This is a genomic window from Streptomyces sp. BHT-5-2, from assembly GCF_019774615.1.
In the GTDB taxonomy this organism is placed as follows: Bacteria; Actinomycetota; Actinomycetes; order Streptomycetales; family Streptomycetaceae; genus Streptomyces.
On the sequence record NZ_CP081496.1, the window covers coordinates 3,250,623 to 3,268,755 of the forward strand.

Here is an 18,133-nt window from a genome sequence, read left to right on the forward strand (position 1 = left end):
GAAGAAGCGCGTTCCGAAAAACGATGGTGGCAGGCATACGGCGGCCCGAAGGCTGTGGCGTATCCCTGGCCGTGCAGGGCCGGGGCGAGGGTGTAACCGATCTCGGCCTGCCGACGGTTTCCACAAGGCGAGCAGCTATCTCAAGGCCGGCGAACCCGACCAGGCGGCAGCTGCCGCAACGGAGTCGCTCACCCTGGCCAACAAGATCGGAGCACCGCGATGTGCCGCGCTCGTCCGTGACCTGGCACCCGCATTCAAGAAACACGCCGGAGTCGAAGACGTGGATCAACTCCTCGAACACGCGCGGGCCAACTGACACCAGACGCCATCATTCATCGCCGCTCGGGCACCCAGACATGACCCTCGTCGCCGCCGGTATCCGCTGAAGGGTGATGCGCAGCATCGTGCCGGTGCCGGCAACGGCTGCCGGGCAGCAGACAACATGCCGTGAGGTACCAGGAGCTGACCCGATGCCTACCGGTCCACACACCGCCCGACGCGACGGGGCCCGAACGGAGAGAAAAGTCCTCTTCCTCCTCCTGAGGAAGAGGTGTCAGCGGCACGGACCGCATACCCCCATGCCCTGACCTGCATGGATTCACCTGTGCTCCGGGAGTGCCTGGTACGCACGGTGGCACTTACGGTGGAATGCACGGCGGAACGTACGTTGGTACGCACGGTGGCACCTACGGTGGTACCAGTTCGGACTGCTTCCGTTCGGCAATGGCCCACGCGGTGCAGTGGCCAAAGCGTCCCGTTTCCGCGAGCCTCACCTGCGCGACGAAATAGCGGGCCCGCTCCCCTCCCACTGCACCCGCCCAGTTCGCCCTTCGGCACGGCCGTCGACAGCAAGGTCCAAGAGCTAGCAGCAGGCGACGAGCTCCGCTGCGCTCGGTCCCGACGCCGATCACAACACCGCCTGACGAGTCGCTGGGTGACCTGCGGGAGGTCGCCCGCACAAGGGATACCCGCTGGGACAGTGCGGATACCCCGCCGGTTACCCCGCTGGATACCCCAATTGACCTGCTCCTTTGTCGTTTTGGGGCAAGCAGTTTGGTAAGGGGTGCTGAGCAGAGTTCACGGCAGTCGATCCGGAAGGAGCCTGCCGTGGATGCCGTACAGCCGACGTTGGTCACACGTCTGAATGCCGAGTGGGAGTGGCTGTGCGCTGACCGTGGCACCTCAGATCGGGTGCGGTCTTGGATGCTCGATGCCGGTGTGCTGGACGAGGACCTGCCCCCCGCCGAGCTGGGTGAGCTGTGCGCTCTTCTGCGGAAACGCTCTGAGCGGGACGGACCGGAGTTCAGCGACGCCTGGATGGGTGTCCTGCTGTACCGAGTGAGTGCCAGCGACGGACGGGATGCCGAACTGGCCGCCCGCGTACTGGTCCAGGCGATGCTCCCGCTCGCCTGCCGCATGCTGTGCGACTGTGTGCGCAGCGGCGAGAGCAGCGAGGACGTGGCGCAGGTGGTGATCGCTTCCCTGTGGGAGGTGGTGCGCACCTACCCGATTGCGCGGCGGTCGCGGAAGGTCGCGTCGGGTCTGCGCATGGAGTTGTGGCACCGGGTTTCGCGTGAGCTCAAGCGGGAGCTGGCGCCTTCTGAGCATCTGGATGAGGCGTGGGTGGCGGCGCTTCCGGGGGGTGTCGAGCCTGCGGAGGCTGTCGCGCCGGTGCTGTTGGCGCGGGCCGCTGAGGAGGCCGGCCTTCGGGCAGCAGTGGGTGCGGTGGAGGAGTTGGCGGGGGTTCGCGGCGAGATGGTCGCGCTCCTGGTCTGGGCACTGGAGCGCGAAGTGCTCACCACGGAGGCGGCGTCCGGGATCTGCGACCACTACCGCGAGGGCGCACCGCAGGATGCCGCGGCGGCGTCGGCGTGGGGGGTGAGCCCGGTGGCGCTGCGGCGTCGGCGTAGCCGGGCGGTGTCGCGGCTGCGGCAGGCGGCGCCGCAGTGGGCGGAGGCGGCGTGAGGAAGCCGTCGGAAGTTTTTCGGGCGCCGGTGTCACATCAGGGCCGATCCGGCTCCCTTCTCTGTGTGTGCGGGGGATTCCGCGCACCGAACGCAGCGGAGGGAGCCGTCGTGAGCGAGGGGCTGGGACATGAGGGAGAAGCGGTGGAGCCGAAGGAGGAGGAGTTGCGGCTGGTGGCGATCCGCCGACGAGCGACGCAGTTGGCGGTCGCGTTGGTGACGGAGCCGTTCTCGGCCGACACCTACGCGCAGCTGCGGTCGTACGTGGAGCGGGACGCCGATGAGGCGCAGGTGCTGGTGCGGGAGGTGCTGGCGCTTCCGCCGGCGCGGCTGCGCGAGCGGATCGCCGAGCTGACCCGTGCCAAGGCCGTTCAGGGCGAGGTGACGGCGTGAAGGCGACGTTCGGACCTGTGGGCTACGGAAAGAGCCAGGCCCTGAAGGCAGCAGTCAGGGACCAGTTGGCGGCCGCTCGCCGCGACGGTCGGTACATCTGGGTTCTGGACCCGACGGGTACCTGGGGGCATCTGCTCGGTAAGGGGCCGCGGTCATGAAGTGGCCCCGCAAGGAAGAGCAAGCGCCGCCGGTGGAGCAGCCCGCCCAGCTGGACACCGGGTGGGCCACCACGTCGTTGTCGACGGGCGCCATGGCGAACTGGACGGCCGTGGTGCGGTGGAGCGCCTGGGGCCTGCTGCTGACCGGTCCGCTGCTGGGCGGCTGGGCCCTGGCCTCTGCTACGACACCGGTGACCGCGCCCGCGCAGGCCGAGGCGTCGCGGGCACAGCCGGCGTCATCGGATGCGGTGGCTCCGGCGGGCTTTGCCGAGCTGTACGTCGCGGCCTATGTGAAGGCCGGGCAGGGGGATGCGGCCGTGCAGGAGCTCGCGGCGTTCTACCCCGCTGCCCGGTCCATGACCTGGCCGTCTCAGGGCGGGGCGGAGCGCGCGGAGTCGGCATCCGCCGTACAGGTACGGCAGGTCACGGCCGGCTACTGGTCAGTGACCGTGGCCGCCCGGATCTCTGGATCGTCGAAGGACGACGCGGGCCAGCTCCACTACTTCCAGGTACCGGTCCGTTCCACAGCCGGCACGAGGGGCACGGCGTCGGGGTGGGTGGCGGCCGCGCTGCCCGCCGAGGTGGCAGCCCCGACCGGAGATGCTGCCAAGGCCCCGGAGTTGTCGTACGGGTCGGGGCACGCGCCATTGGCATCCGACCCGGCGGTGCAGACGATCCAGGGCTTTCTTGCCGCGTATCTGACGGGACAGGGCGACGTCGAGCGCTACCTCTCCCCCGGCATCACGCTGCATCCCGTGCGGCCGGCGCCGTACACGGCGGTGACGCTCACGCAGATCGCCGACCACGGCCACGGGCCGGCCCAAGGAGCGGAAGCTCAAACCCCGCCGGATGGGGTGCAGCGGCGGCTCCTGGTCGACGTCGAGGGCGACGGGCGGAACGCGAACGGTTGGCCGATGACGTACGCGATCGAGCTGCGCGCCCGCGGCGGCCGTTGGGAGATCGCCGCGCTGGAAGCCGCGCCGGCCCTGGCGACGTCCGACCGCTCTTCACATCCTCAGAAAGGACAGGGCTCATGAACGGGCTCATGCAGATGGCCGGGGCCATCTCCGACGCCAACAGCCTCGTCACCCAGCTCAAGGACTTCTTCCTCGTGGGCGTGCTGGGGCTGATGTATGTCGTCTCGATCGCTCTGGTGTGGGGCCAGACCAAGAGCGTGATGAAAGCCGCAGTTGCCGCGATCGGCGGGGCGGTGGTCATGGCGATCGTCGTCAACATGACCGCGCTGCGGGACAAGGTCGGCGAGGATATCAAGAACCCCTCCGGCAACGCGGCCCCGGCAGCCGTCCGCATCGTCGACCGCATCGACCCGCTCGACGGCGGCCGGCGATGAGCACCCCCGTTGTGCAGCCTGAGCCGCTGATCGGCCGCTGCTACACCAGGGCACGTCGGCACCAGAACGTGGTGGGCAACTGGCCCGGTGGCGGCCGGATCTGGGGCGGGCCCTACACGTGGCCGCAGATCTTCGTCGCCCTGGCCGCGATCGCAGCGCTGCTGGTGACCCGGGGGGTGTGGGCACATCACGGCGTGCTGGACCTCTTGCCGTTGCTCGGTGTGCCCTATGCCCTGGCGCTCGTCGTCGGCCGGATCCACGTCGATGGCCGCAACCCCCTCTCCGTCGCCGCCAGTGCACTTGGGCTGGCCGTGAGCGGGAACTCCGGCCGGTTGGGTGGACGCCGTGTGCGGCGTCCCCGGCGCGGTGCCGCGGTGGGGCTGTGCACGCTGACATGGCAGCCGGCGATCGGGACGGGCAGCGCGAACGCTCGACCGGAGGTCGTCCCCACTCTCACCAAGCCGGTACGCACCGTTCCCGCAACCGGTGCCCCGAAGATCGCGTCAGCCGTCGGCCAGCCGGATGCCGACACGCCGGTGGTGCGGGTTGCGTCGGGCGTGGGTGCGCTGCTTGCCGCCCGCGCCGCCGGCCCGGCCGCCACCACGAACTCGAACGAGCGGGGGCAGTGATGCGGATCCCCGTCCGGCACGTAGCCGGCAACGTCATCTGGACCAAGCACGGTACGTGCTGGGCGCTGTGGCGGGTGGAGGGCAGCGGACATGCGCAGTCCTCTCGCACCGTCAAGGAACGTCGCCTGCGCGCCCTGGAATCTCTGGTCAAGCAGCTGCAGGGCGAGGCGATGCTGCTGTCGTTGTGTCCGCAGGTCGACCCGGCCTCGGTGGTGCGCAAGATGACCGACGGCGTCGACCTGGCTGCGTGCGAGCGCTACGCGCAGTTGGCGACGCGGGTGTGGGACCAGCTGGAGCGCATGGAGCTCACCAGCCGCGCGGACTGGTTGGCCGTCCCGCTGCCCGCCGGCGGCAAGAAGCGGGCGGCCGGCATGGCGTTCGATGCGGCCCGCGCTGAAATGGCGCTGCAGCTGGGCCTGCTGCCCGCACCGGTCAGCGCACGCGAAGAGGAGCGCCGGCTGAAGCAGGCGCGTGCGCTTGCCGGAACGTGGCCCTCGACGATCGCGCTGCGGCCCGCGAGCGAGGCGGAAATCTTGTGGATCTACGGGCACAGCGCCCGGCGGGGAGTGCTGGAGCCTTTGCTGCCCGAAGCAGAGCAGAGCACCGGACGGAGCCGCGGCCGCGGAGCTGCGGCTCTGGGCGAGGTCATCCTTGCGGAGGGCAGCAATCCCGCCGAGGCCGGACGGGAAGAAGACGAGGCGGGCAAGAGCCGGTTCGGGCGGCGCTGGCTGCAAGTCTCCACGGAGTGGGGCGAGTCCTACCAGACGTTCCTGTCGCTGGCCGAGATGCCCGAGCGGTTCATCTTTCCTGGCAGCGAATACCTCGCAAGCCTGGACGATTTCGGGTTTCCGGTGGACTGGGTGATGCGGCTCAAGGTCACCCCGGGTGCTGTCGCCGAGGCCAAGGCGCGTCGGGAGGCCAATGAGCTGGCGAACCAGCCCGGCGAGTACGAGGGGGAGGTCTCCGGTGTGCCGTCGCATGTGCATCAGGCCGCCGAAGACATGGAGGACTTCCGCAGTGCGGTGACCCGCTCGAAATCGGAGGTCGAGGTCCAAGCCATGGGCACGCTGTGCGTGTGGGGTACCACCCCGGCCGAAGCTGAGGCCCGCGCCGCCGATCTGAAGACCCACTTCGGAAAGCACGACTACACCTTCATCCGCCCCGTCGGGGAGCAGGAGCGGCTGTTCTACGGGATGCTGCCGGGCGCCCGCACGCCGAAGGTGATGCTGTCCTACGCCCAGGTGCTGCTCGCGAGGGACTTCGCGATGGCCGGCGCCTTCGCCGGATCGGCGCTGGGGGATGCCAAGGGGCCGCTGTACGGGCTGCAGTTGGCCGGCGGCGGCACCCGGCCCGTGCTCACCGACTGGTCCCTGGGCCCGCAGAAGTCCGCGTCCGCGTCTGCCGCGTTCGTCGGTGAGCTCGGCGGCGGCAAGAGCGTCGCGATGAAATCCGCCGTGTACGACATCCTCGCCGCCGGCCGACAGACGGGGCAGCCGGGAAGCCGCGGCCGGGCGGTCATCGTCGACCGCACCCCGCAGCAGGAGTGGCTGCGGTTCGCCAAGGCGTGCCCTGGCACCACCCAGGTCATCACCATCGATGACCAAGCCCAGGTCTCCCTCGACCCGCTGCGCACCATCCGCGACGCCGGCCAGGCCCAGCGCCGCACCGAGTCGTTCCTGACGCTGCTGCTGGGCATCGGCCCCATGAGCGACCAGGGCATCGCGCTGTCGGAGGCGATCGAGGCAACCCTGGCCGGGCCAGCGCCGTCCATGGCAGCGCTGGTGGGCGAACTGCAGGCACCCGGCAAGCGCGATGCGACCTCGAACGCCGTGGCGCGCAAGCTGGCCGCGGTGGCCCGCAAGGACCTGGCCCGCACCATCTTCGACCCCACGCTGCCGGTGGTGGACTCCTCGAAGGCGGACGCGATCGTCTTCGCCACCGCCAACCTGGCCCTGCCCAAGGAAAACGAACTCAGTGCTGACCGGCTGTCGACGCTGGAGTACGAGAAGACTTTCGGCCGGGCGGCGCTGTATCTCATCGCGGCGCTGTGCCGGGAAATCTGCTTCGCCAACCCCCATGAGTTCTGCGTAGCGGTGTGGGACGAGTGCTGGTGGCTGACCTCCTCCCCCGAGGGCATGGCCCTGCTCCTGGAGCTCGTCCGCGACGGCCGCAAGCACAAGGCCGGGGTCCTGGCCGGGTCGCACGACGGCGAGGACATTGGCCCGGAGGCATCAGCCACTGGGCAGGTCATCCGCGGACTCTTCCCCCGCAAGTTCCTCTTCCGGCAGACCGATGTCACCCTCGCCAAGCGCGGCCTGGCCTTCCTCGACCTCGACCCGACCGACGAGGACCTGGTGGAGCTGGTCACCACTGGCCTGTCCCCCATCGACGTGGACGACGAGCTCCGCGCGCAGCGTGCCGGCGAGTGCCTGCACCGGGATCTGTACGGGCGGATCGGCGGGATGCAGGTCGTCATCCCCGCCGACCCCGAGGCAGAGGCCAATATTCACTCCGACCCGGCGATGTCGGCATGAGGTGGCTGCGCCTGGCCGGGCACACGGCATGGATAGGGCGGCGGGGAGCCTGGCAGCTGCTGCTGGCGCTGTGCGCCGCGGCCGTTCTCACCACGGCCGTGGCCGCGCACGCGGCTGCCGCCCCCTCCCCCGCCCCGTTCGCGTCGGCCAGTGCGCAGCAGCCCACCCCGTCCAACTCCGCGGATTCCGGTAAGACGCCGACGCCGGGCGCACCGAGCGGTTCGGGTGCGCCGTCGGCCGGCGGACTGCGGTACTCGCAGACGGCTGAGGGTAAGGCAGCGTCGCGGAAGGCGCTGCGGGAGCAGAAGGAGAGTCTGCGCCAGAAGCTGCACCGGCTGGGCATCGGCAAGGACGACTTGCTCGACTCCTTCCATATCACCGATGAGCACGGCATCCCGGTCTCCGCGTTCAAGGTCGACTCCGAGAGCGGCGAGTGGTCCGACTGGGACCTGAAGGTCGAAGAGTGGCTGACCAGCCTGCTGTTCATGTGCACCAAGTGGCTGATCGCCTTTGCCTGTTGGCTGCTCCTGTGGGCCCTCGGCTTCAAGCTGGCCTCGCTGCTCCTCAAGCCGGCCCTCGCGGTATCGGACTCCCTCTACAACAGCGTTCTGCTCCAGCTCGGCCTGCCCGGCCTGTTCCTCGCCTTCAGCGGCACCGTCGCGGCGTGGCACTTCTTCTTCGGTGACCGCTCCCGCGGCTGGGGCGAGCTCACGGCGTCCCTGCTGATCTCCGCGCTCGCCGTCACCAGCCTCGCCTCGCCGCCCCAGATGCTGCTCGGCCCCGACGGCGCGGTGGGCAAGGCACGCGACTTGGGAGTGGCCGTGGCCGCCATCGTCATGGGCGACAAGGACCCCACCGGACGTTCGGCGGCCGACACAGTTGCCGGCATCACGACACCGATCACCGACGAACTCGTCAACGCGTTCGTGGTGCAGCCCTCTCAGGTGCTCACCTACGGTCAGACGTTCACCGACGACACCAAGGACAAGTGCGCGTCGCGTTTCACGTCCTCCCGGATCGAGACGGCCTTCGTCAACCAGCAGGTCGCCGAGCAGACCAAGACCATCAGGGACATGCCGGGCGCTGGGGACATCCTCCTGCCCGGGCCCGGCGGAAAGATCGAGGACTTCGTCAAGGACAAGGCGGCGCAGTGGGGCGTGGACACCTTCGGGACCAAGCCCGACGAGAAGTTCGAGAAGCTCTGCGTCACCGGCGACGCCAAGGAGGCCAAGAAGGCGTCCGTGGACAAGCTCGCGGGAGCCTTCTTCATGCTCCTGGCCGCCCTGCTGGTCTGCGTGCTGATCATCGGGCTCGCCGGCAGCTACCTGGCCGCCCAGGCATGGCTCGCAGCCGAGGCGATGCTGCTGCGCTGCGCGCTGATCGCCGGCACTCTGCCAGGGCCCGGACGGGCATGGCTGTGGTCGCGGGGTGCCGCGATCGCCCGGGGCCTGGCGCTGCTCGTCGGACTCGTGGTGGGGCTCGGGGTGTTCGTCGTCGCGGTCACCGCCGTGGTCTCCGCCGCCCCGCGCGACGTTCCCGGCGGCATCGTCGTTCGCTTCGTCACCGTCGACATCCTGTGTGTCGGTGCATTGATCTTCCGAAAGCGCCTGGTCCGCAAGTCGCACCAGATGGCCGCCCGGCTCAAGGCGCGCATCGGGGCATCCAAGCTCGGCGGCGCGGCCGCCCCCTCCGACCTCGGCGCCGGTGGCGGTCGGCGCGGCACCCTGGGCAAGATCGGCGGAGCCGCACTGATGCTCGGCCTGATGGCCGCCACCGGCGGCACTGCCGGGGCGGTCGGCGGCGGCCTGGGCGCCGGGCCGGCAGTGCCCGCGCGCTCACCGGGCGCCTGGCCAAGGGCGCCGGGAGTCTCGCGCGGGGCGCCGAGAGAACCATGCGGGCCGGAGCCCGAACCGGCATGCGGGTAGGCCGCATCGGGCTGAAGAGCACGGTGGGGCTGCCCGTCTACGGGCCGCGGGCCGCACGGCGCACGGTGGCCGCCGTGCAGGCCGTGCCCGGCCAGGTCACCACCGCGGCCGCCCAGCTCAAAGACCGCCTCGACACTGCCCGGAATGTGTATGAGCCGCAGGTGCGGGACTTCGCCGACGAGTACTGGCGTGGCATCGGCGGCCGCTGGATCAGCAACCGCGTCCGTGCACGCCGCGGCCTGCCGCCGCTGCCCTCCCGCCCCTCGGGCCGCTCATCCCGCCGAACCACCGGCCCCCTCTCCCCGGCGGCGCGACGCGCGCCGAACCGGCCGCTCAGCTCGGCGCCCACCGCTGCTGCGCCGCGGCGCAGCCGCCGGTCGCAGATGGTGCCGCAGCGGCCGCTGACCCCGCCGGCCTCCAGCCAGCAGGCGAGTCTGCAGCAGCGCCTGCACCGCATCCGCACCCGCGCCGCCGCTGCCAACCGGCCCATCACTCCGCCCGCTCCGCCGCGCCGCCAGCCCCCGCCGTCCCGGCCCCCGCGGCCCGGGAGGCGTTCGTGAAGAAGCCCGCCATCGCTACCGGCGTCGGCCTTGGCACAGCAGCGTTCGCGCTGATCGGCGTGTTGGTGCTGTTCATCGCCGCTGTCGCCAACGGCGCCGCCGGCCACCCGGAGGAGCAGGGCGCGGCCGGGTCACAGCTCTCGGCCCGAGGCGGGCAGGTGGGCGACATACCCCCGGACATGCTGGCCCTCTACCGGCAGGCGGCACCCGCCGCCTGCCGCGGACTGGACTGGTCGGTGCTCGCCGCAATCGGCAAGGTCGAGACCGACCATGCCCGCCACCCCACAATGCGCTCAGAAGCGGGCGCGGTCGGGCCGATGCAGTTCCTTCCCTCCACGTTCACCGGGTACGCGTACCCAGTCCCGCCCGGCGGCGCCAACCCTCCCACCCCTTGGGACCCGACCGATGCGGTGTATGCCGCGGCGCGGATGCTGTGCGCCAACGGCGCCAAGACCGGCACCAGCGACGGCCTCTACAAGGCGATCTACTCCTACAACCACGCCGACTGGTACGTGAACAAAGTCCTCGCCCAAGCCAAGTCGTACGCCGCGGCACAGCCCACCGGCACCGGCAACACAGACACCGACGGGGCCTCCAACCCGATCGTCAAAGCCGCCCTCACCCAGCTCGGCGTCCCCTACGTATGGGGCGGCGGCACCATCAACGGCACCACCGGCGGAGGATTCGACTGCTCCGGCCTCACGTCATACGCGGTGTATCAAGGCACCAGCCACAGAGTCGTCCTGCCACGCACCTCTCAGGAACAGCGCCATGTCTGAGCTCCCATATCGCGCGACCAAATGCAACCGGGCGACCTCATCATCTTCGACAAAGACGGGTGGGGACACGTCGGCATCTACGCCGGCGGAAACCGCATGGTCGACGCCCCCCGACCAGGAAAATCCGTGGAAATCATCAGCCTGGCCGGATACTGGGAGAACTACGCCTGGGACATCCGGCGCGTCGCGTAGGAGACTTGTAGGTTCTCATCAGAAATGTCGTTGTCTCAGCGTTCTGTCGCCGAGACGCCGCATCCCGGAGACGTCGCAGGTCAAGCGTTGTCCTGTCGCATCGAAGCTGTCGGATTCTCAGTCGTTCTCGTTCGCGCTGGCGGATTCTCACTGCGTCGCGTGCTGAGCGGCGACGTTTGCCTCGTTCGTGGGGTTTGATCTCACTTCTCTGGTCTCGTTCTCGCTGTACCTGTCACCGTCGCTTTCGGCAGGTAAGCGGAGCCGGGGGTGGCGATGGACCTGGATCTGGTCGATGTCGAGTGGGCTGACGGGGAGGGCGGTGGGCCGAGGAAGTCCGTGCTGGAGGCAGCATCTCGGGTCCCGTTCGAGTCTGTACTTCCGGTACGACAGTTCGCGTCGTATCGCGGGCAGCGGCACTTCACGGGCAGGTACTGGGCGGCGACGACGGAGTCGCTGGTCGGGTTCGAGTCGTGGCTGGAGCGGGACCGGGCCATGTTGCTCGACCATGACCGGCGGGTGGTGGGGCTGGCTTCGCAGCCGTTCCGGGTGACCTGGCCGGGGGCGACGCGTCGGATCTCGCATACGCCGGACTACTTCGCACGGCTGGAGGACGGGTCGGGTCTGGTGGTCGATGTCCGGCCGGAGGACCGGGTAGGTCCGGAGGACGCGGTGAAGTTCTCGGCGACTGAGGCGATGTGTCAGGCCATGGGTTGCTGGTCGTATGCGCTGGTACACGAACCCGAGCCGGTGGAGATGGCCAACGTCCGCTGGCTGTCGGGCTATCGGCACCCGCGCAACCGGGTCGGCGAGGTCGTGGCTCGGCTCACGGATGTCTTCCGAGATCCGCGGCTGCTGATGGACGGCGCCAGGGATGTGGGGGATCTGCTGGCGGTGCTGCCCACGCTCTTCCACCTGCTGTGGTGCGGTGAGCTACGGGCCGATCTGACGGTTCCGCTGGGGGATGGCTCTGTGATCGGTTGCGCGGAGGTGAGCCGTGGGTGAGCTGGCTCCGCGAGGGGTGTTGCGGGTCGGGGATCGGGTCCGGTTCGAGGGCAGGACCCACCAGGTCATCGGGCTGGAGGGCACGGCTCTTCGGCTGCTCAGCGACGACGGGGACACCAGCGTCATGGCCGCGGGATATGTGATGGCGGCCGCGGACTTCGAGGTGCTGGACCGAGGGTCGGACGCTGTCCCGGCGGCGACCTTGCCGCCGTTCGCGCTGGTGGACGCCTTGCCCCCGCCGGTCGTCGAGCAGGCCCGGTTCTGGGAACGGCATGTCGTGGAGGTGCTCACCGGGTTGCCGCCGGATGCGCCGGAGGGCGCCTCTCCTCGGCCGGAGTACGACCCGGCCTGGCGGACGCTGATGGAGCGCGAGGCCGCGAAGGTCGCTGAGTTGGCGGCCGGTGGACAGCAGCTCAGCCAGCGGACGTTTCTGCGGATGCGGCAGCGCTACGAGGCCGAGGGATTGTGGGGTCTGGTGGACGGCCGGTCCCGGAAGCCGCCGGCGCCGGTCCCCGGCACCGGCCGAGTGGACGAACGTGTCGTGGCAGCTGTCACCGAAGCCCTGGATGGACAGACGGAGCTGTCGACCGGCGACCGCAAGCGCCTGATGATGCAGGCCGAGCAGATCCTCGACGCGAGACACGGCGAGGAGGCGGTGAAACTTCTGCCGAAGCGGGCGACCTTCTACCGGCTCGTGAACAGCCTCGCCAAGAACAACGAAGCCTTCGGATCGGCAACGGTCCGCCGTCAGAAGGCTCTTCGGCCCATGGGCCCCTTCACGCCGTCGATGGCCGCCCGGCCCGGAGAGATCGTGCAGATCGATTCCACCCGCCTGGACGTGATGGCGGTGCTGGACGACGGCGTCATCGCCCGACCGGAATTGACAATTGCGGTCGATGTCACCACGCGCACGATCTGCGCGGCCCTGCTGAGACCCGCGGGCACGAAAGGCGTCGACGCCGCAGTGCTGCTGGCCAGGATGCTGGTTCCAGAACCGATGAGGCCGGGCTGGAGCCATACATTGGCCATGGCGGACTCGATCCTGCCGCACGAGCGGCTGATGGCCATCGATACGCGGCTGGAGCAGGCCGCGGCCAAGCCGGTCATTGTCCCGGACACCATCGTGATTGACCACGGCAAGGTGTTCGTCTCCGACACGTTCTCCTCCGCCTGCTCGTTGCTGGGGATCTCGCTTCAGCTCGCCCGCCCCCGAACCCCGACGGACAAGGCGATCGTGGAGAGGACCTTCGCGTCGATCAACTCGCTCTTCTGCCAGTACGTCGCGGGTTACACCGGCTCGGACGTCACCCGCCGCGGCAGCGACCCGGCATCCGAAGCGGTCTGGACCCTCGCCCAGCTCCAGGACCTACTCGATGAGTGGATCATCTGCTGGCAGCAGCGTCCCCACGAGGGCCTGCGCAACCCCTACATGTCGGGACGGACGCTGTCCCCGAACGAGTCGTACGCGATCGCCGTTGCCCGCGCCGGCTATCTGCCCGTCGCGTTGTCGGCAGAGGACTACATCGAGCTCCTGCCCGCGGTCTGGAGGGCTATCAACGACTACGGCATCAAGGTCAACTACCGCACCTACGACAGCCCCGAACTCAACCGCCTGCGACGACAGCCGTCCGGCCTGACGGCCAAGGACGACCTCTGGGAGGTGCACTACGACCCCTACGACGTCTCCCGTGTCTGGGTACGGCGAAGCGACAGCCGCCGGTGGATCGAGGCGCCCTGGACGCATCTGCCCATGGTTCGGGCCCCGTTCGCCGACTTCACCTGGCGTCACGCGCGCCAGCTTCTCGCCGACCAGGGCCACGACGACACCAGCGAGACCGCCATTGCCCAGGTCCTGGCGAAACTTCTGCACCGGTCCGGGAAGCCGCCTGCCAGGTCCAAGCAGGTCCTGGCCCGCACCCGGGCCGCCCTCGAAGCGCCCTCACGGCCCGCACTTCCGCCTGCCGCAGCCGCCGATGCAGGGGATCGCGAGGTCGAGGACGAGGAGGTGCCGGTCACACCGTTCGGCGTCTTCAACCCCTTGGAAGAGGAAGGCAAACCGCTGTGGTGACACCCCCCGCCGACACCCTCGACGACGAACACAATCCGCTGACCACCAAAGATGGCTGGCACCGGTTCGTCGACGCCATCCCAGCATGCCCGCAGATGCTCTCGCTTCGGGCCTTCAGGGCCCTGAGTGAGGAGAACCGCCTCGCTTACAACGAGCCGCGGCTGGATTACCACTCCCGGCTGGTGATCGTGGCCACCCCCACCATCCGCAACGTGTTCACCACCGGACGGCGCCTCGTCCTGCTCAACCGGCACCAGATCTCCGGCCGCCGCGGACTGATCGTCACCGGCCAGGCCGGGACCGGCAAGACCACCGCCATCGCCCAGCTCGGCCGCAACCATGAGCTCCTGGTCCGCAAACGTCTTGGCCCGGCCGCCGCGGGACGCATGCCGGTTGTCTACGTCACCGTCCCGCCCCGGGCCACCCCGAAGATGCTCGCCATCGAGTTCGCACGGTTTCTGGGGCTCCCGGTCGTCCGCCAAGAAACCCAGAAGTCCATTACCAACGCCGTCTGCGACCTGTTGATCAAAATGCGGGTCGAGCTCGCGCTTGTCGACGAGATCCACAACCTCAACCTCGCGACTCAGGCCGGGGCCGAAGCTTCCGACCAGCTCAAATACCTGTCCGAGCGCATCCCCGCCACCTTCGTACTGGCCGGCATCGATGTCGCCGCGAGCGGCCTGTTCAACGGGGTCCGGGGACAGCAGATCGCCGGCCGCTACACCGTCACCGACACCCAACCGTTCGCCTATGGCACCAGCGCACAGCGGCAGAACTGGCGGAGCCTGATCGCCTCGCTCGAAGACGCGCTGCGGCTGCACCGGCACAAGCCCGGCAGCCTGGTCAAACTCGACGGCTATCTCCACGAACGTACTGACGGTGCGATCGGCAGCCTCTCCCAACTGGTCCGCGGAGCCGCCCTCGAAGCCATCCTCAACGGCAGCGAAGTCATCACCCGCAAGACCCTTGACACCATCGAGGTGGACCAGGCCGCCGAGAGCTCACACGGTGAACGCCGCCGAGCACGACGGCCCCGCCGCAAGAGGCCCGACGCCGATGCGGCCTGACCAGCTCCGGCAGCTGCCCGTCTCGCCCGGCCCCATCCACAACGAGACCCTCGGCTCCTATCTCCACCGCCTGGCCGTCGCGAACAACCGACCCGCAGGCCCCCTCGCCCGGCTCCTGGGTCCCCTGCCGCCGGAGTTCTCCCCGCTCAGCAACACCACAACCGGCTGGACATCCCACTCAGTGGAGCGTTTGGCGACGCTCTCCGGACGCCCAGCGGCCAGGCTCGCCAGGGCCCTGCCCGCGCTCGCCGACTTCCTCAACCCCGACGCCTCGGGGTCTCACTCCGACCGGGTGATCGGCCGTCCCTGCCGCTGCTGCACGGCCAGCCGCAGTCCATCGGCTTCCGTGGTGATCACGCTCTCGCCCGCCCACCAGCACGTCTGCCTGAGGCATCGGCTCTGGACCCGTTCCACGCATGACATCCCGCTCGCGCACCTGCCGGAAGTCCTTCACGCCCAACGGCGACTCGACCGCTTCGCCCGCCGCCACCGAAAGATGAGGCAAGCCCTCGATGTCGGCTGCAAGATCGTCGACGAGTGGTCCGCTTCCGGCATGCCGATCGATCTCAGGCGAGAGTGGACCGATCGCCTCGACCGCATCGAAGCGCACTCCGCCAGCAAGATGATTCCAGCGGAGGACCGCCACCGCCTCGCGGCCTTCCCCGAGATCGTGGTGCTGGCCACCCTGGTCCTCGACCCGCCGACGAACACCATCGTCCCCAAAGAGCTCTATCTGGCCACGACTGCCGAGCTGAGCCGACGATTCGCCCGGATCTACACCACCCTCGGAACCCAGGACCCTCTCTACCGGCGCTTCTGCCTCTATCGCGAACGGGACTTCCGCGAAAGCCACATCGGCTGAGAACGCGGGAATCCTGTGATCTCAAACGATCTGGCACCCCAGCAGGTCAGAGACTCGCCATCTGACAGGCTCACTGCGACAGGACAAGCGTCTCACCAATCTGTCCGGGCCAGCAAGATGCCCGATCTGTCTGAGGATTTCGACAGATCGACGAGACAGAACCGCCGACAAACCGCTGAGACACCGGGACATAAGCCCAGGTCGAGCGACCGGCGCCCGACAGATTAAACGAGAACCTACAAGACTTCTGCCGTGACGGTGAGGTGCCCGGCGGCGGCAGCATCGGCCGGACGCAGGACCCGGCCGCCGGGCCCGTCCAGTCTCGCCTATGGCTCACCGCCGAAGGCACCGGGCCCCAGGTCTTTCCTCAGGCCGCCAGGCCGACCTCGTCCGTGAGCGGGATCGTCGCGCCCGGGTCGACCGGTGCGGGCAGCACGTCGTCGTGGCCATCGCCGCCGCTGACCCGGCGCAGGCTGCTGCCGTTCCATCCGGCGATGCACTCGGCGTGGTCGAAGCAGTTGCGCTCCACAGCGTCCATGTCGACCTGGTAGTCAGCGCCATCGCCGTATCCGATGATCACGCCGTACATGCCGTAGGCGGGGCAGGGGGCGATGACCTGCACCTCGGTGCCGATGCCGTGCAACATAGGGAATCTCCTTCGTGTCGGTGAACGGCTACTGGGACAGCCGAAGGTGCCAGCCGGCCGGGCCCTGCCTGTTGTCGTCCGCGCGGACCAGGTTCGGGGTGTAGGTCTCGGAGGCTGGGCGTCCGGCCTCTTCCCAGGCGGTGAGCCAGTCGCGCAGGGCGGCCAGGGACGGGGAGTTGGGGCTGTCGGCGAGGATCGTTCCGTCCTGCTGGATGACGGCGGCCGTGTCGGGGGTGGTGTGGCCGATTGCCCACAGGTCCGGGCGGAGTCCGGCCATGGTGAGCCCAGGGGAGCTGAGGGCGGCGGCGAAGGTTCGCCAGCTCGGCCAGTCGACCTCTGTGCCGTCGTAGGGCTCGGTGTGAGCGGCGTGCAGGAGCCGGTCCAAGGCAGTGCGGGCGCCGGTGTGCAGCCGGTCGTCGTCCGCCCGCCACGAGAGGGAGATCCAGGAGGGTGCCGGAACGCGGTTCTCCCAGTCCACCCATCGGCCCGGCAGGTCGAGATCGCCTCTGGGTGAGGCCGTCGCCTCGATATAGCCACCGGTGAAGACGGCCTCGACGCTCGGGGCGCCGGCGTTGACCCGGACTTTGGCGACGAGGGTCATGTTGGGCACGTTGGCGATCGGCAGCGGGGCGACGATGAGGCCACCGTCGGCGACTTGGTCTGTCCACGCATTCGGTAGCAGCGGTGGGGTGCACCAGGCGACCATGCGGTCGTAGGGGGCGCGTTCGGCGAAGCCGGTCGTGCCGTCGGCGACGTGGCAGCGGACGTTGTTTACGCAGAGTACTTCCGCGGCCTGGGTGCTGACCGCGCTCGGCCTGGCCAGGTAGTCCCTCATCGCTACCATGGCGCTGCCGAGGATGGCCATCTGGAACCGGCCTGACTCTGATGCGGGAAGGCTGGGCGCAATACGCCTGTGGCCCTGACCAAGGATTCTCGGTCAGGGCCACCTCGGTCAGGTCAGGATACTTCCCGGAGCCTACTTCCTTTACCGTGGAACGGCCTGAAGAAACTCCTGTCGCACATATTCCAAGAAGCCCGAAAAGTTGTGCGCCATCTCAGTGCATCCCGAGTCGTCAACATCATGGACGGTGCCGACAAGAGATCCGCCCTCCAGGCGATAGACCTTTCCATTTGATCGACTGATGGCGAACAATCCGCCTCCGCCGTCGGAGGCGAACACGATGATGCCGTCATTGATGGCCCCAACCACTCTTGTAGGCTGGCCTGCTTCCGCGTCATCCAGCAGATCCTCCGCCGGATGCACGAAAAGCCCATTTCCTACATCAGGCAGCGAGACCATTTCGATCTGCGCATAGAAGTCGCACAGGGCGTCAGGGGCTCCAAGGGTAGACAGACCTTGGATCACTCCAGTCTCACGCTCCGAACTGGCTCTAACCAAGAAATTCTCTCCCGGTTCGCGTCCGAAACAGTCCTCAAAAGTCCGCATCAACTCTGAGGATCGTTCCGTCACTTCCTCGATCCAGTTACTTAGTCTCTCTCCAGAAATAGCCACCGTATCCCCTATCAATCTGCCTTGCGAAGTCTTCGATCTGCCCGTGTCGGGTTCGGGGTCAAATACCTCAACGAGCGGAGGGGGCCGTCAGCTTGCTGACGGCCCCCTCATGCAAGATCGAGACTAGATCCCAAGGATGCCCGATGAGGTTTCAGATTTGCAGGTCTGGCCTCTCCGCGCCTCAGGAGCCGAGGAGGTTTTCGAAGGTCGACTTCAGGTCTTCGAAATGCGATTCATCACTGACCAGGACGATACGAAGTTTCCCTGCTTCCGTCCCTTCGGGATGCCTCACGTAGGACCATCTCTTCCCGACGTCAGAAAGAAGACCGAAGAGTTCTAGGCGACTTTCTACATCCCCTGGCAGCATCTTTTCGATGTCGTCGCGGACGGCGTTCTCGTCCCAGTCGGAGTGGTTGAGCAGGCGTTGGACACCGTCCGGGCGGAGCTGCCCAACCTGCTCGGACAACGTCCAGCCGTTCTTCCTCTCCAC

Annotated in this window: 16 protein-coding genes and 1 pseudogene; 13 read left to right on the forward strand and 4 right to left on the reverse strand. The window is 68.6% G+C overall.

Annotation, left to right across the window (positions count from 1 at the left end; translation table 11 throughout):
* Positions 1-1,107 precede the first annotated feature (1,107 nt).
* The 13 genes and pseudogenes from K2224_RS14480 to K2224_RS14545 all read left to right on the forward strand — a co-directional run bounded on the left by K2224_RS14480 (position 1,108) and on the right by K2224_RS14545 (position 15,484).
* Positions 1,108-1,965, forward strand: a complete 858-nt coding sequence (locus K2224_RS14480) for a hypothetical protein (RefSeq protein WP_221906948.1) — start codon at positions 1,108-1,110, stop codon at positions 1,963-1,965.
* A 110-nt stretch (positions 1,966-2,075) separates the two neighbouring features.
* Positions 2,076-2,357: a hypothetical protein gene (locus tag K2224_RS14485; protein WP_221906949.1), complete on the forward strand. Its 282-nt coding sequence runs from the start codon at positions 2,076-2,078 to the stop codon at positions 2,355-2,357.
* A gap of 154 nt (positions 2,358-2,511) precedes the next feature.
* Positions 2,512-3,552 (forward strand): conjugal transfer protein, encoded by a 1,041-nt coding sequence (locus K2224_RS14490; RefSeq protein WP_221906950.1) that lies wholly within the window; start codon positions 2,512-2,514, stop codon positions 3,550-3,552.
* Positions 3,549-3,866, forward strand: a complete 318-nt coding sequence (locus K2224_RS14495) for a hypothetical protein (RefSeq protein ID WP_221906951.1) — start codon at positions 3,549-3,551, stop codon at positions 3,864-3,866. The genes K2224_RS14490 and K2224_RS14495 overlap by 4 nt, the downstream gene beginning before the upstream one ends.
* Before the next feature lie 11 nt (positions 3,867-3,877).
* Positions 3,878-4,495, forward strand: a complete 618-nt coding sequence (locus tag K2224_RS14500) for a hypothetical protein (protein ID WP_221906952.1) — start codon at positions 3,878-3,880, stop codon at positions 4,493-4,495.
* Positions 4,495-7,029 carry an ATP-binding protein gene (locus tag K2224_RS14505; protein WP_221906953.1) on the forward strand — a complete coding sequence of 845 codons (2,535 nt, stop codon included), beginning with the start codon at positions 4,495-4,497 and terminating at the stop codon, positions 7,027-7,029. Before K2224_RS14500 ends, K2224_RS14505 begins: the two co-directional genes overlap by 1 nt.
* Positions 7,026-8,954 (forward strand): hypothetical protein, encoded by a 1,929-nt coding sequence (locus K2224_RS14510; RefSeq protein ID WP_221906954.1) that lies wholly within the window; start codon positions 7,026-7,028, stop codon positions 8,952-8,954. Before K2224_RS14505 ends, K2224_RS14510 begins: the two co-directional genes overlap by 4 nt.
* The gene (locus K2224_RS14515; protein WP_221906955.1) at positions 8,945-9,514 is read left to right on the forward strand and encodes a hypothetical protein; all 570 of its coding nucleotides are present in this window, start codon (positions 8,945-8,947) and stop codon (positions 9,512-9,514) included. The genes K2224_RS14510 and K2224_RS14515 overlap by 10 nt, the downstream gene beginning before the upstream one ends.
* 179 nt (positions 9,515-9,693) lie before the next feature.
* A pseudogene (locus K2224_RS14520) lies at positions 9,694-10,485 on the forward strand (NlpC/P60 family protein).
* 273 nt (positions 10,486-10,758) lie between these two features.
* Entirely contained in the window at positions 10,759-11,487 is a 729-nt protein-coding gene (locus K2224_RS14530; protein WP_260693457.1) for a TnsA-like heteromeric transposase endonuclease subunit, read from the forward strand.
* The gene (locus K2224_RS14535; RefSeq protein WP_260692631.1) at positions 11,480-13,555 is read left to right on the forward strand and encodes a Mu transposase C-terminal domain-containing protein; all 2,076 of its coding nucleotides are present in this window, start codon (positions 11,480-11,482) and stop codon (positions 13,553-13,555) included. The genes K2224_RS14530 and K2224_RS14535 overlap by 8 nt, the downstream gene beginning before the upstream one ends.
* On the forward strand, positions 13,549-14,622 hold the full coding sequence (locus K2224_RS14540; RefSeq protein ID WP_260692632.1) for an ATP-binding protein: 1,074 nt from the start codon (positions 13,549-13,551) through the stop codon (positions 14,620-14,622). The genes K2224_RS14535 and K2224_RS14540 overlap by 7 nt, the downstream gene beginning before the upstream one ends.
* A complete protein-coding gene (locus K2224_RS14545) occupies positions 14,612-15,484 on the forward strand; it encodes a TniQ family protein (protein ID WP_221906957.1) in 873 nt (290 codons plus the stop codon). Before K2224_RS14540 ends, K2224_RS14545 begins: the two co-directional genes overlap by 11 nt.
* A 367-nt stretch (positions 15,485-15,851) precedes the next feature.
* Here K2224_RS14545 and K2224_RS14550 read toward each other — a convergent pair whose 3' ends face one another.
* The 4 genes from K2224_RS14550 to K2224_RS14565 all read right to left on the reverse strand — a co-directional run bounded on the left by K2224_RS14550 (position 15,852) and on the right by K2224_RS14565 (position 18,133).
* Positions 15,852-16,130 (reverse strand): hypothetical protein, encoded by a 279-nt coding sequence (locus K2224_RS14550; protein ID WP_221906958.1) that lies wholly within the window; start codon positions 16,128-16,130, stop codon positions 15,852-15,854.
* 28 nt (positions 16,131-16,158) lie between these two features.
* The gene (locus K2224_RS14555) at positions 16,159-16,965 is read right to left on the reverse strand and encodes a hypothetical protein (RefSeq protein WP_260692633.1); all 807 of its coding nucleotides are present in this window, start codon (positions 16,963-16,965) and stop codon (positions 16,159-16,161) included.
* Positions 16,966-17,115: 150 nt separating this feature from the next.
* Entirely contained in the window at positions 17,116-17,643 is a 528-nt protein-coding gene (locus tag K2224_RS14560) for an SMI1/KNR4 family protein (RefSeq protein ID WP_221906960.1), read from the reverse strand.
* 181 nt (positions 17,644-17,824) lie between these two features.
* A complete protein-coding gene (locus tag K2224_RS14565) occupies positions 17,825-18,133 on the reverse strand; it encodes a hypothetical protein (protein ID WP_221906961.1) in 309 nt (102 codons plus the stop codon).